At 72.4% G+C, this 12,770-nt stretch carries 14 protein-coding genes; 7 read left to right on the top strand and 7 right to left on the bottom strand.

The window, feature by feature from the left end; translation table 11 throughout:
• Window positions 1-34 precede the first annotated feature (34 nt).
• The 3 genes from FB453_RS26830 to FB453_RS26820 form a co-directional block, all read right to left on the bottom strand.
• Window positions 35-967 (bottom strand): serine protein kinase RIO, encoded by a 933-nt coding sequence (locus tag FB453_RS26830; protein WP_112588664.1) that lies wholly within the window; start codon window positions 965-967, stop codon window positions 35-37.
• A gap of 211 nt (window positions 968-1,178) precedes the next feature.
• Window positions 1,179-1,823 carry an HAD family hydrolase gene (locus FB453_RS26825; protein ID WP_091403736.1) on the bottom strand — a complete coding sequence of 215 codons (645 nt, stop codon included), beginning with the start codon at window positions 1,821-1,823 and terminating at the stop codon, window positions 1,179-1,181.
• A gap of 65 nt (window positions 1,824-1,888) precedes the next feature.
• Entirely contained in the window at window positions 1,889-2,749 is an 861-nt protein-coding gene (locus FB453_RS26820; RefSeq protein WP_486480482.1) for a carbon-nitrogen hydrolase family protein, read from the bottom strand.
• A 77-nt stretch (window positions 2,750-2,826) separates the two neighbouring features.
• Between FB453_RS26820 and FB453_RS26815 the strand changes: the two genes are divergently transcribed.
• The 6 genes from FB453_RS26815 (at window position 2,827) to mug (ending at window position 7,116) form a co-directional block, all read left to right on the top strand.
• Window positions 2,827-3,399 carry a TetR/AcrR family transcriptional regulator gene (locus FB453_RS26815; protein WP_091403732.1) on the top strand — a complete coding sequence of 191 codons (573 nt, stop codon included), beginning with the start codon at window positions 2,827-2,829 and terminating at the stop codon, window positions 3,397-3,399.
• Window positions 3,400-3,481: 82 nt separating this feature from the next.
• Window positions 3,482-4,414: a TIGR04222 domain-containing membrane protein gene (locus tag FB453_RS26810; RefSeq protein WP_145794732.1), complete on the top strand. Its 933-nt coding sequence runs from the start codon at window positions 3,482-3,484 to the stop codon at window positions 4,412-4,414.
• Window positions 4,411-5,229 carry an MbnB/TglH/ChrH family RiPP precursor modification enzyme gene (locus FB453_RS26805; RefSeq protein WP_145794730.1) on the top strand — a complete coding sequence of 273 codons (819 nt, stop codon included), beginning with the start codon at window positions 4,411-4,413 and terminating at the stop codon, window positions 5,227-5,229. The genes FB453_RS26810 and FB453_RS26805 overlap by 4 nt, the downstream gene beginning before the upstream one ends.
• Entirely contained in the window at window positions 5,226-5,771 is a 546-nt protein-coding gene (locus tag FB453_RS26800; protein ID WP_145794728.1) for an SCO6045 C-terminal-like domain-containing protein, read from the top strand. Before FB453_RS26805 ends, FB453_RS26800 begins: the two co-directional genes overlap by 4 nt.
• On the top strand, window positions 5,756-6,517 hold the full coding sequence (locus FB453_RS26795; RefSeq protein WP_145794726.1) for an SDR family oxidoreductase: 762 nt from the start codon (window positions 5,756-5,758) through the stop codon (window positions 6,515-6,517). Before FB453_RS26800 ends, FB453_RS26795 begins: the two co-directional genes overlap by 16 nt.
• Complete coding sequence (mug, locus tag FB453_RS26790; RefSeq protein WP_225855214.1) at window positions 6,514-7,116, top strand: G/U mismatch-specific DNA glycosylase; 603 nt, start codon at window positions 6,514-6,516, stop codon at window positions 7,114-7,116. Before FB453_RS26795 ends, mug begins: the two co-directional genes overlap by 4 nt.
• Window positions 7,117-7,128: 12 nt before the next feature.
• Here the strand turns inward: mug and FB453_RS26785 are convergent, their stop codons facing one another.
• The 3 genes from FB453_RS26785 to FB453_RS26775 all read right to left on the bottom strand — a co-directional run bounded on the left by FB453_RS26785 (window position 7,129) and on the right by FB453_RS26775 (window position 10,261).
• A complete protein-coding gene (locus FB453_RS26785; RefSeq protein WP_186718590.1) occupies window positions 7,129-9,105 on the bottom strand; it encodes an ABC transporter ATP-binding protein in 1,977 nt (658 codons plus the stop codon).
• Window positions 9,106-9,219: 114 nt separating this feature from the next.
• Window positions 9,220-9,987: an enoyl-CoA hydratase/isomerase family protein gene (locus tag FB453_RS26780; protein ID WP_091403716.1), complete on the bottom strand. Its 768-nt coding sequence runs from the start codon at window positions 9,985-9,987 to the stop codon at window positions 9,220-9,222.
• A 46-nt stretch (window positions 9,988-10,033) separates the two neighbouring features.
• On the bottom strand, window positions 10,034-10,261 hold the full coding sequence (locus FB453_RS26775; protein WP_007462679.1) for a helix-turn-helix domain-containing protein: 228 nt from the start codon (window positions 10,259-10,261) through the stop codon (window positions 10,034-10,036).
• Window positions 10,262-10,474: 213 nt separating this feature from the next.
• Between FB453_RS26775 and FB453_RS26770 the strand changes: the two genes are divergently transcribed.
• Complete coding sequence (locus tag FB453_RS26770) at window positions 10,475-11,074, top strand: cadmium resistance transporter (protein ID WP_145794722.1); 600 nt, start codon at window positions 10,475-10,477, stop codon at window positions 11,072-11,074.
• Between the two features lie 21 nt (window positions 11,075-11,095).
• Here FB453_RS26770 and FB453_RS26765 read toward each other — a convergent pair whose 3' ends face one another.
• Complete coding sequence (locus tag FB453_RS26765; protein WP_091403713.1) at window positions 11,096-12,700, bottom strand: ABC-F family ATP-binding cassette domain-containing protein; 1,605 nt, start codon at window positions 12,698-12,700, stop codon at window positions 11,096-11,098.
• Window positions 12,701-12,770: the final 70 nt, after the last annotated feature.

Raw genomic sequence — 12,770 nt, 5'->3', positions numbered from 1 at the left:
GGGTCGGGCGGTGTGGCCGCCCGACCCGCTCCGATCAGCGCAGGCCCGCCTCGTGCAGCAGCTCTCCGGTCAACATGCCGGGGTCCACCTGTTCGGCGGGGAGGCCCCGGGCCGCGAACCAGGCGCCCACCACCCGCACATCGCGAGCCAGGAACTCGGGCCCCTGTGGGTTCGCCACCACGTCGACCACCTGCGGCAGGTCGATCACGACCAGCCGACCCTGGTGCACGAGCAGGTTGTACGGCGACAGGTCTCCGTGCGCGTAGCCGGCCCGCGCCAGCACCCGCAGCGCCTCCACCAGTTGGGCCCACAGGTCACGCAGCTCGGTCGGGCCGGGTCGCAACTGGGCCAGTCGGGGTGCCGCCTCCCCCGAATCGGCGTCACCGACGAACTCCAGCATCAGCTCGGTGCCCCGCAACTGCACCGGGTACGGCACGGCGATCCGGTCGTGCCCGGCGCCGATCTCCCAGAGCCGGCTCAGCGCGGCGAACTCGGCCGCCGCCCACTGCCCGGCGATCATCTGCCGGCCGAACGCCGTCCGGCCGGCCATCGCCCGGTTCTCCCGGGACCGGCGCACCCGACGGCCCTCCAGGTAGCCGGCATCGCGGTGGAACAACCGGTGCTCGGGATCGCGGTAGCGTTTCACCGCGAGCAGGCAGGACCGGTCGGTGTCCGGCACGGCGCGACGGACCAGGTGGACGTCCGCCTCCTTGCCGGTCTTCAACACACCCAGCTCGGTGTCCTTGGCGGCCAACTCGGTGACCAGCCAGGCGGGGTGCGGCTGTGGCCCGTGCACGGCGTCGTCCCAGGACGACCAGCGCTCGCCGGTGTCCGGGTCGGGCTCGCTGTCCGGGTCTGCGAGCGGCTCGGTGGGCCGCCCGCGCTTCAGAAACTGCGGTTCGTCGTCGTCGAAGCGGCTCTTGCCGCGGCTTCGGCGCTCGAGCGCCGGAAGGTCATGATCGCGCACTGTGGTGAGGTTCCCTTGGTCGAGGCTGAGATAGGCAGCTGGAAGCGACCTGCAAAGACGGCCATGACCGACCCCCTCTCCTCGACCGGGCACTCGCCCGGGATGCACCATGCGCGGACAATGCTCGTACCATCACGTCGGGCGGTCAACCGAATTACCGAGCCGCCACCCGAACGGCCGCTCCGACGCCCAGTCGCCGGCGCGGAAACCCTCAGCGGGCCAGGACCGTGGCGACGGCGGCGATCAACCCGTCCACGGTGCGGCTCGGCGCGAACCGGACGTCCGACCAGGTGCGCCCCCGGTGCAGCCAGACGCTGGGCAGCCCGACGGCGGCGGCACCGCCGATGTCCGCCTCCGGGCTGTCGCCGATCACCCACGCCCCCCGCAGCGGCATCCGGACCCGCTGGGCGGCGAGCGCGAAGATTCTCGGGTTGGGCTTGCTGACCCCGGCCTCCTCGGAGATCACCCAGTCCGCGACGTACTGGTCCAGCCCGGTCTGGCGAATCTTGGCGTCCTCGACGCGTACGGTGCCGTTGCAGACCACCACCGGCACCCAGCCGGCGTCGTCGGCGATCCGCAGCGCGCAGGCGGTCAGCGGGTCGAGCCGGGTCTGCGCCACCACCCCGTCGTGCAGCTCCTCGACCAGGTCGATCGAGGGAATGCGCAGCTCGTAGCGGTCCCGGATGGCGTCGGCGAGGTCCCAGCGGTCGGTCAGACCGTCGGCGTCGATCGAGATCAGCCAGTCGATGTCGGTGTGGGGCGCGCCGATGCTGTCCAGGAAGCGCTCACCCCAGCGGCGGAACGGCCCGGCCCGATCCAGCAGGGTGTTGTCCAGGTCCAGCAGGAGCAGTGGCACTCGGGCACCCTACGGGACCGACGTGTCCGCCAACAGATGCGGCGGGTATCGAGCTGACGAAGGGCTCAGCCAGGCATCGACAGCCGCGCGCCACCCTGGTCCGGCAGCCGATCGACGAGCATCGAGTGGGCCGTCCGGGTGGCCGCGAGCACGGCGGGATCCAGAGTCGCCACGAGGACCGCCGTGCCGTCGTCTGCCCCGCGAGCCAGCACCCTTCCCTCGGGGTCGTAGATGGCCGCGCCGCCGTTGAACCGCCACGGGTCGACGCCGCCGACCGCGTTGGCGAAGACCACGAACATCGTGTTGTCCAGGGCACGCGCGGCGTAGTACAGATCCCGGCGGTGCTCCGAGCCGGCCAGGTATCCGCTGGGGCACAGGTAGGCGTGTGCGCCGTCGAGGGCGGCGGCCCGGCCGTGCTCGGGGAAACAGCCGTCGTAGCAGATTCCCAGCCCGAGCCGCCAGTCGTCGACGAGCAGCGTGGCACCCCGATCGCCGGGGGTGAACAGCTCCCGTTCGTCGCCCCACAACTGCTGCTTGTCGTACCCGACCCGCACCTCGCCGGTCCGGTCCACCACCAGCGCCGCGATGGTCCGCCGACCGTCCGGGTGGCGGACGGCCGCCCCGACCAACGCGGTGACGCCGGCCTCGCGCGCCGCCGCCCGCAGCGGGTCGAGCCGGGGATCCGCGACCATCCCGGCCGGATCGGCCGCGACGTCCGTGCCGACCGGGTCGGCGGCGAGAACCGGCGGGTGGTACGCGCAGAGGAACAGCTCCGGCAGGACGGCCACCCGGGCGCCCCGCTCGCCGGCTCGGCGGACCAGGTCGGCGGCCATGACCGCGTTGCCGGCGACGTCGCCCGGCGTGGGGGTGGCCTGGACGGTGGCCACGGTCAGCGGGGAGCTGGGCAGGGTGCGAGGCTGAGTCACCGGGCGATCGTAATCGGCGACGTCCCAAGCCGTACGTACGGTTTGCATGCCCCGGGGTGACCTGCAACGATCGACGTGTGCCCAGAGTAAGCCAGGACCAGCTCGACGCTCGCCGGCAGGAGATCCTCGCCGCGGCCCGGGCGTGTTTCGCCCGGCTCGGCTATGAGGGGGCGACCGTACGCCGCCTCGAGGAGGCCACCGGCCTGTCCCGTGGCGCGATCTTCCACCACTTCCGCGACAAGGACTCGCTCTTCCTCGCCGTCGCCGAGGATGACGCCGCGGCGATGGTCGAGACGGTGGCACGCAACGGTCTGGTGCAGGTGATGCGCGATCTGCTCGCCCGCGCCGTCTCCCCCGACACCACCGGGTGGCTGGGCAGCCAACTGGAGGTCTCCCGGCGGCTGCGCACCGACCCGGCGTTCGCCCGGCGGTGGGCGGAGCGGTCCGCCGCGATCGCGGAGGCGACCCGGGACCGGCTGGCCCGCCAGCGCGACGCCGGGGTGCTGCGCGAGGACGTACCGATCGACGTGCTGGCCCAGTTCCTGGAGCTGGCCTACGACGGCCTGGTGCTGCACCTGGCCATGGGCCGACCGGCCGGTGACCTGGGCCCGGTACTCGACCTCGTCGAGGAGGCGGTCCGCCGCCACTGACCGCGCGCACACCGGTCGGACACCCGTGGCGAGGCTGCTCCACAATGGGGCCGCCGATCCCCTCCGGTGACAGGAGCAGTCGATGAACGTCCACGCCGCGTCCGGCGACACCTGGGGCATTTCCGGCCCAACCTTCCTCCGGTACTACATCGCGGCGGCCATCCTGGTGGTGGCGATCGCGGCGTACCACCGGATCCGCCTGCTGACCGCCCCGGCGCACAACACCCAAGACCCACTCGGACCACAGCAGGTCGCGTACCTCAACGGTGGCCCTCAGCTCGCGGTGCACGCGGCGCTGGGCGGGCTGCGGGGCAGCGGCGCGGTCGGCGTACGACCGGACCGTCGGCTGACCACCGGCGGTACCCCGCCGACCGGGCTCACCCCACTGGATCAGGCCATCCACTGGGCCGCCCACCAGCACTCCCGGGTTCGGGACCTGCCGCAGGACGAGCGCGTACGCTCCGCGCTGGACCAGATCCGCAACGGCCTGGAGCAGCGCGGCCTGCTCACCGACGACGCGCAGCGCGCCCGTGCCCGCTTCTGGAACCGGATCCTGCTGGCCCTGCTGGGCCTCGGTGTACTCCGGCTGATCTCCGGCCTGTTCAGCGGTCGCCCGGTGGGTTACCTGCTGCTCACCCTGGCGGCCCTCCTGGGCGCGGCCCTGCTGCTTCGCCGGGCGCCCGTCCGCACCCGGGCCGGTCGTGCCGCCCTACGCTCCGTCCGCCGCGAACACACCCACCTCGCGCCGGCCTCAGCGCCCGCCTACGCCACCTACGGAGCGGCCGGCGCGGCGATGGGCGTGGCCCTGTACGGCACCGCCTCGCTCTGGGCTCTCGACCCGGGCTTCGCCGAGCAGGCCGAGATTCAGCGCCAGGCCCTCTCCGGCAACGGCGGCTGGACGGGCGGGTCCGACGGATCGTCCGGTGGCGGAGGCGACAGCTCCGGTGGGGACGGCGGCAGCTCCTGCGGCGGTGGAGGCGGCGGGTGCGGGGGCGGCGGCGGGTGCGGCGGATGACCGGCCCGTCCGGGGTCGGCATCGGCTGGCGTCCGGAGATCGCCGGCTTCGTGGCCGAGCTGCCCGGCCTGTGCTTCGTCGAGGTGGTGGCCGAGGGGGTGCCCGCCTCCGGGCCGCTCCCGCCCGGTCTGACGCAGCTGCGGGACCGCGCGGTGACCGTCGTACCGCACGGGGTGCGGCTCTCCCTCGGCGGCGCCGAGCCGGTCGACCCGGCCCGGGTCGCCCACCTGGCCGCGGTGGCGCAACGGCTGGACGCCCCGCTGGTCAGCGAGCACATCGCGTTCGTCCGGGCCGGTGGTCTGGAGGCCGGCCACCTGCTGCCGCTGCCGCGCAGCCGGGAAGCCGTCGACGCGGTCTGCGCCAACGTGGCCCGGGCACAGGCCGAGCTCCCGGTGCCGATCGCGCTGGAGCCGATCGCCGCGTTGCTCGACTGGCCCGACGACGAGTTGACCGAGGCGGACTTCCTCACCGAGATCCTCGACCGGACCGGGGCACTGCTGCTGCTGGACGTGGCCAACGTGCACGCCAACGCCCGCAACCGGGGCGCCGACCCGCTGGCGTTGCTGGACCGCCTGCCGCTGGAGCGGGTCGCGTACGCCCACGTGGCCGGTGGCGCGGAGCACGGCGGTTTCTACCACGACACCCACACCGACCCGGTTCCGGCGGCGGTGCTGGAGCTGGTCGGCGCGCTCTGCGCCCGGCGGCGACCGCCGGCGCTGCTGCTGGAGCGCGACGGCCACTATCCGCCGGCTGCCGAACTCCGCGCCGAACTGGACGCCCTGGCCTCCGCCGCGGGCTTCCCAGCCGTGACATGACTGGCGCACCCGAGGGCGGCTCCGCGCTGACGCCCCGCGCCGGGCTGGCCGAGCGGCAGGCCGAACTGGTCGCGGCGCTGGTCGCCGGGGGTGAGCCACCGGCGGGGTTCGCGCCGGGATCGCTGGCCGCCACCCGCGCGGCCCTGCTGCGCAAGCGGGCCGGCGAGGTGGCCCGGCACTGGCCACTGCTCGCCGCCGGCCTCGGTGCCAGGTGGTCGACCACCTTCGCCGACTGGGCCGCCCGGCGACCCACCGCCGGATCGCTGCGCGACGGTTGGGACCTGGCCCGGGTGCTGCGCGACCAGCACGCGCTCCCACCGGTGGCCGCCGAGGAGTTGGCCGTCCGGGAGGCACGCCTGCGCTACGACGGGGTTCGGGCGCCGCGTCCGCGCCGGGTGCCGGCGGTGGGCCGCGCCGGCGGCGCCGTCGCGGTGCAGATCGCCGGCCGGGTACGCCTGCTGCGCCCCGCCCCACGGGTACCCACCCGTGCTGGCGACGGGATACCGGATGCGGCAGGATCGGCGTTATGGATCTCGGACTGACCGACCGCGTGTACGTCCTCACCGGCGCCTCCCGCGGCCTGGGTTACGCGACCGCGCAGTGCCTGGTCGCCGACGGTGCGCGGGTGGTGCTCTCGGCCCGGGACCCGGACGCGGTGGCCGCCGCCGCACAGCAGCTGGGTGGCCCGGAGCACGCCGTCGGACTGACCGCCGACCTCACCGACCCGGACACCCCGGGGCAGCTCGTCGCCGCCGCGCAGGAGCATTTCGGCCGGCTCGACGGCGCGCTGATCTCGGTCGGTGGGCCGCCGCCGGGCAACGCCGCAGCGGTCACCGACGAGCAGTGGCGGCTCTCCTTCGAGACCGTCTTCCTGGGCACAATCCGCGCCGTACGCACTGTCGCCAACGCCCTGCCCGACGGCGGCGCGATCGGGCTGGTGCTCTCCACCTCGGCCCGTGGCCCGGTGCCCGGTCTCGGCATCTCCAACGGTCTGCGGCCCGGCCTGGTCGGGGCGGCCAAGGACATCGCCGACGACTACGGCCCGCGTGGGGTCCGGGTGGTCGGCCTGTTGCCCGGCCGGATCATGACCGATCGCAACCGGGAACTGTTCGGAGCGACCGGCGACCCGGAGCGGGCCCGCGCCGAGGCGGAGGCCGGCATCCCGCTGCGCCGCGTCGGCGACCCGGCCGAGTTCGGCCGGGTGGCCGCGTTCGTGCTCTCCCCCGCCGCGAGCTACCTCACCGGGATCACCCTGCCGGTCGACGGCGGCGCGCTGCGCGGGCTGTGACCCCCGACGGAGCCCGACCCGCCCGTGCCGTGACGCCGCCCGGGACGACCCGGCCGACCCGGGCGGACCTGGCGGCGGCTGCGGACCGGACCATTCCCGACGTGCTCGCGCCGGGGCTGGCGGTGCTCTTCGTCGGCATCAACCCGGGCCTGTGGTCGGCTGCCACCGGTTGGCACTTCGCTCGACCCGGCAACCGGTTCTGGCCCGCCCTGTACCGGGGCGGGTTCACCCCCCGGCTGCTGCACCCCAGCGAACAGGACGAACTGCCCGCGCTCGGGCTCGGCATCACCAACATGGCCGCCCGGGCCAGCGCCCGCGCGGACGAACTGAGCACCGAGGAACTCCTCGACGGCGCGGCGATCCTGACCGACAAGGTGGCCCGGTACCGGCCGCACTGGGTGGCCGTGGTGGGCGTGACCGCGTACCGGATCGGTTTTCAACGGCCGAAGGCCACCTTCGGGCCGCAGCCGGAGTCGCTGGCCGGCGCCCGGCTGTGGGTGCTGCCCAACCCCAGCGGCCTGAACGCGCACTTCACCCCGGCCACCCTGGGCCTGGCGTTCGCCGAGTTGCGAACGGCAACCGACCTACCGGCCCTGTGATGGACGCGGCCGTCAGTTGGCGGCGGCGGGCGGCAGCACCTCGTCGGCGCGGTAGGTGCCCAGCGGCATGACCACCGGCTCGGGACCGGTCGCGTCGACGAACGGGGTCGGCGAGTCGGCGACCGCGAACTGGGTCCGGTACAGCTCGGCGTAGAGCCCACCGACAGCTACCAACTCCTCGTGCCGCCCCCGCTCGACGATCCGTCCACCGTCCAGGACCAGGATCTGGTCGGCGTCGCGCACTGTGGAGAGCCGGTGTGCGATCACGAGCGCGGTACGCCCGGCCAGCGCCACCGACAGCGCACGCTGCACCGCCGCCTCGCTCTCCGAATCCAGGTGTGCTGTCGCCTCGTCGAGGATCACTATCGACGGGGCCTTGAGCAGCAGTCGCGCGATAGCGATGCGCTGCTTCTCGCCGCCGGAGAACCGGTAGCCCCGCTCCCCCACCGTGGTGTCCAGACCGTCGGGCAGCGCCCGGACCAGATCGGCCACCTGCGCCCCGGCCAGCGCGGTCCAGATCTCGTCGTCGGTGGCGCCCGGCTTGGCGTAGCGAAGATTCTCGGCGATCGTCTCGTGGAACAGGTGCGAATCCTGGGTGACCACACCGATCTCGTCGCGCAGGGAGGCGAGCGTCGCGTCGCGCACGTCCACCCCACCGACGAGCACCTGCCCATCGCTGACGTCGTAGATCCGGGAGATGAGCATCGACAGTGTCGACTTGCCCGCCCCGGACGGGCCGACCAGCGCGACCATCTGCCCCGGCTCGACGCTGAACGAGACGCCCTTGAGCACCGGTTCGTTGACGGTCCGGTCGAGAGTGGCGACCTCCTCCAGGGAGGCGAGGGAGATCTCGGCGGCGCTCGGGTAGCGGAAACGCACGTCGCGGAAGTCGACCCGGCCGGCGCCCAGGGGCACCGGCACCGCGTCGGGCTTCTCCACGATGCCCGGCTTGAGGTCGAGCACCTCGAAGACCCGGTCGAAGGAGACCAGCGCGCTCATCACGTCCACCCGGACGTTCGAGAGCGCGGTGAGCGGCCCGTACAGGCGGGTGAGCAGCAACGCGAGCTTCACGACGGTGCCAGCACTGACCGCGCCGGCGACCGCCAGCCAGCCGCCGAGGCCGTAGGTAAGCGCCTGCGCCAGTGAGGCGACCAGCAACATCGCCACGAAGAAGGTGCGGGAGTACATCGCCGACTGGATGCCGATGTCGCGGACCCGCTCGGCCCGGTCGGCGAACCGACGGGCCTCGATATCGGGCTGGCCGAAGAGCTTCACCAGCAGCGCACCGGCCACCCCGAACCGCTCGGTCATTGTCGCGTTCATCTTGGCGTCGAGGTTGTACGACTCTCGGGTGATCTCGGCCAGTCGCTTGCCGACCCGGCGAGCCGGGATGATGAACACCGGCAGCAGGATCAAAGACAGCACCGTGATCTGCCAGGACAGGATCATCATCGCACCGGCGGTGAGCGCCAGTTGAATGACGTTGCTGACCACCCCGGAGAGGGTGGAGGTGAACGCCCGCTGAGCGCCGAGCACGTCGTTGTTGAGCCGGCTGACCAGGGCGCCGGTCTGGGTGCGGGTGAAGAACTGCAACGGCATCCGCTGCACGTGGTCGTAGACCCGGGTGCGCAGGTTGAGGATGATGCCCTCGCCGATGCGCGCGGAGTACCAGCGCTGGGCGAGGGAGAAGACGGCGTCGGCGACAGCCAGCGCGGCGATGACCAGGGCGAGCTTGACCACGATGGAGCCGGCTTGCGGCCCTCGATCGGCAATGGCGTCGATGACCTCACCCGCCAGCAGCGGAGTCGCCACGCCGATCACTGCGGCAATCACCACCGTGACCAGGAAGATCACAATGTCGCGCCGGTACGGTTCGGCGAAGGCGATGATCCGCTTGGCGGTGCCGCGCTTGAGCTGGTGGCCGGAGACCTCGTCGCGGTTACGCATCGACCGGAGCATGCTCCACCCGGCCATGCCACCGCCGGACATCGGGTTGGACATCGCTCACCTCCGGGTTGCCGGGCGGACCGCACCGTCAGGTCAATTCTCCCGACGAGTGTGACAACCTCGGTCGTAACCCGGATCTTCCCGTGCGGTCCTTACCTATTCTCCCCTGCCGGCAAGGTCACGCAGCCGACGGGTCTGTGCCTCCCGCTCGGCGCGCTGCTGGTCGGCGTGCGACCGCCCGCCGGCACCGGCGAGCAACGCCTTGATCTCCACCACCGCGTCGCGGGCCCCGGAGAGCAGGCCGGCGGTCAGGTCCCGCACCGCGCCGTCCAGCTCGGCCGGGGGCACGACAAGGGTGGCCAGCCCGATCCGATCCGCCTCGGCGGCGTCCAACCGGCGGCCGGTCGCACAGATCTCCAACGCCCGCGAATATCCGACCAACTCGACGAGGCGTTTCGTGCCGGCCAGGTCGGGCACCAGGCCGAGGGTCACCTCGGCCATCGACAGCTTCGCGTCCGCGGACAGCACTCGCAGGTCACAGGCGAGCGCGAGCTGGAAGCCGGCACCGATCGCGTGGCCCTGTACGGCCGCGACGGAGACGACATCCGGCCGGTGCAGCCAGGTGAAACCGGCCTGGAACTCCGCGATGCGCTCGGCGCACTCCTGCTCGGGCAGCGTGGCCAGCTCAGCGAAGGACCCCGGGCCGGAGGCGCCCGCCACCGCGAGATCGAGGCCGGCCGAGAACGCGCGACCCTCGCCGCGGACCACCACCACCCGCACGTCGCCGGGAAGGTCGCGGGAGAAGTCGCTCATCGCCTGCCACATCGCGGGCGTCTGGGCATTGAGCACGTCGGGCCGGCACAACGTCACCGTGGCGACCGGCCCGTCGCAGGTCAGCCGAACCCCGGTCGCCTCGGCGGTCACCGGACGTCCCGGGGCGCGGCGCTGGTGCACGACGCTGAGGGGCGGGTCACGCCTTCTTGCGGCGTCGGGCGCCACCGCGCTGACGCAGCTGCACGCCGGACTCGGTGAGCACTCGGTGGATGAACCCGTAGGAACGGCCGGTCGAGGCCGCCAACGCGCGGATGCTCTCCCCCGAGGTGTACCGCTTTACCAGGTCCTTGGCGAGCGTCTGACGCTCGGCTCCGACGATCCGGCGACCCTTCTCAGTGCTGGTGGCTGTGCCAGTGGCTGCCATGCTGTGTCCTCACGTCCCAGACTGTGCGGTTCGGATACGGTCCCACCTATTAGACCGCCTCGGACGATCATGCGCCAGATATCAACTCTTCGCCAACCGACACGCTATGCAATGTCAGCTTCCCGATAGAGTGATCCTGGCGATCCGGCCCGCCGCGGCGTCTGCGCGTACCACCGGGAGCTGGCGGCTGTTGGCGGCCCGTAGCCTTCGCTCGTGATCGACCTGTTGAGCACCGCCGGCGCGGCGGCAGTGGTCTTCGCCGCCACCGATATCGACGACATCGTCATTCTGACGCTGTTCTTCGTCGCGGCCCGCACCACCGGCCAACCCCGCACCTGGGAGATTGTCGCCGGACAATACCTCGGCATCGGCGCGCTCGCGTTGGCAAGCGCGGTGATCGCGGGTGGACTCCTGGTGGTCCCCGACCCGTGGACGGGGCTGCTCGGTCTGCTGCCGATCGCGCTCGGCGTACGCGCGCTGCGGAGTTCGGGCGACGACGAGCCACCGGCGGTCGTCACCGGAGCGCTCGGCGTGGCCGGGGTGACGATCGCGAACGGCGCCGACAACGTCGCGGTCTACGTACCCGTCTTCCGGGCCCTCGGCATGGCCGACAGTGCCGTGTTCCTGCTGGTGTTCGTGCTGCTGATCGCGCTCTGGTGCGTGGCCGGGGCCTGGCTGGGCGGGCACCGGAGGGTGGTCCGGCTGGTCGAGCGCGCTGGTGCCTGGCTGGTGCCGACGATCTTCATCGCCATCGGGCTGGTGATCCTGGTCAGCTCCGGCGTGCTCGGCCGACTGGTCGATCTGCTCGGCTGAGAGCCGGCCGAGCAGCCTCGGTCAGGCCAGCTCGACCAGTTCGAGCAGGTCGTCGCTCCACGCGTCCTCGTCGCCGTCGGGCAGCAGGATGGCCCGGTCCGGCTTGAGCGCCAGCACCGCACCCGGGTCGTGGGTGACCAGGACGATCGCGCCCGGGTAGTTGGCGATGGCGTCGAGCACCTGCTCGCGGCTGACCGGGTCGAGGTTGTTCGTCGGCTCGTCGAGCAACAGCACGTTGGCACCCGAACAGACCAGAGTGGACAGGGCCAGCCGGGTCTTCTCGCCGCCGGAGAGCACGCCGGCCGGCTTGTTCACGTCGTCACCTGAGAAGAGGAACGCGCCAAGGATCTTGCGCAGGTCGGTGTCGGACTGCTCGACGGCGGCGGCGCGCATGTTCTCCAGCACCGTCCGCTCCACGTCCAGCGTCTCGTGCTCCTGGGCGTAGTAGCCCAGCCGAAGGCCGTGCCCCGCGTGCACCTCGCCGGTGTCCGGGCTGAGCAGCCCGCCGAGCATCCGCAGCAGGGTCGTCTTGCCTGCGCCGTTGAGCCCGAGGATGGCCACCCGGGAGCCCCGGTCCACCGCCACGTTGACGTCGGTGAAGATCTCCAGCGAGCCGTACGACTTGGAAAGGCCGGTCGCCGTGAGCGGGGTCTTGCCGCACGGCGCGGGGCTGGGGAAACGCACCTTGGCCACCCGGTCGGCGACCCGCACCTCCTCCAGGCCGGAAATCAGCTTCTCGGCACGGCGGGCCATGTTCTGCGCGGCCACGGTCTTGGTGGCCTTGGCCCGCATCTTGTCGGCCTGCGCCATCAGCGCGCCGGCCTTCTTCTCCGCGTTGGCCCGCTCCCTGCGGCGGCGTCGCTCGTCGGTCTCGCGCGCCTCCAGGTACGCCTTCCAACCCAGGTTGTACACGTCGATGACCGACCGGGTGGCGTCGAGGAACCAGACCTTGTTGACCACCGACTCCAGCAACGCGCCGTCGTGGGAGATCACGATCAGGCCGCCCTTGTGGTTGGCGAGGAAGCCCCGCAACCAGGTGATCGAGTCGGCGTCGAGGTGGTTGGTGGGCTCGTCGAGCAGCAGGATGCCGCCGCCGTTCTCGCCCGCGTCGCGGAACAGGATCCGGGCCAGCTCGATGCGGCGACGCTGACCACCGGACAGGGTGCCGATGGTCTGCGCGAGCGCCCGGTCCGGTAGGCCGAGGTTGGCGCAGATGCGCGCGGCCTCAGCCTCGGCCGCGTACCCGCCGAGGGCGGCGAACTGGTCCTCCAACGCGCCGTACCGACGGACCAGCTTGTCGTTGGCGTCCTCGGCGAGGCGGGCCTCGACCTCCTGCATCTGCGCCATCAGCACGTCCAGGCCGCGGGCGGAGAGCACCCGGTCGCGGCCGGTGACCTCCAGGTCACCCGTGCGCGGGTCCTGCGGCAGGTAGCCGATGGCGCTGCGCTGGTCGATCTGGCCGCCGTACGGCTGCCCCTCGCCGGCGAGCACCTTCAGCGTGGTGGTCTTGCCTGCGCCGTTGCGACCGACCAGGCCGATCCGATCACCGGGCTGCACGCGCAGGGTGGTGTCGGACAGCAGGATCCGGGAACCGGCACGCAGTTCCAGGCCGGTGGCAGTGATCATGTTTGCGGGCTCGCTCTCGGGGTTTGGAAGGCTGACTCGGGGCACGCGAAACCGCCGACGGGCTCAAGGG

This window comes from Micromonospora sp. CNZ322 (genome assembly GCF_007827755.1).
This window is presented reverse-complemented; position numbering and strand designations above follow the sequence as displayed.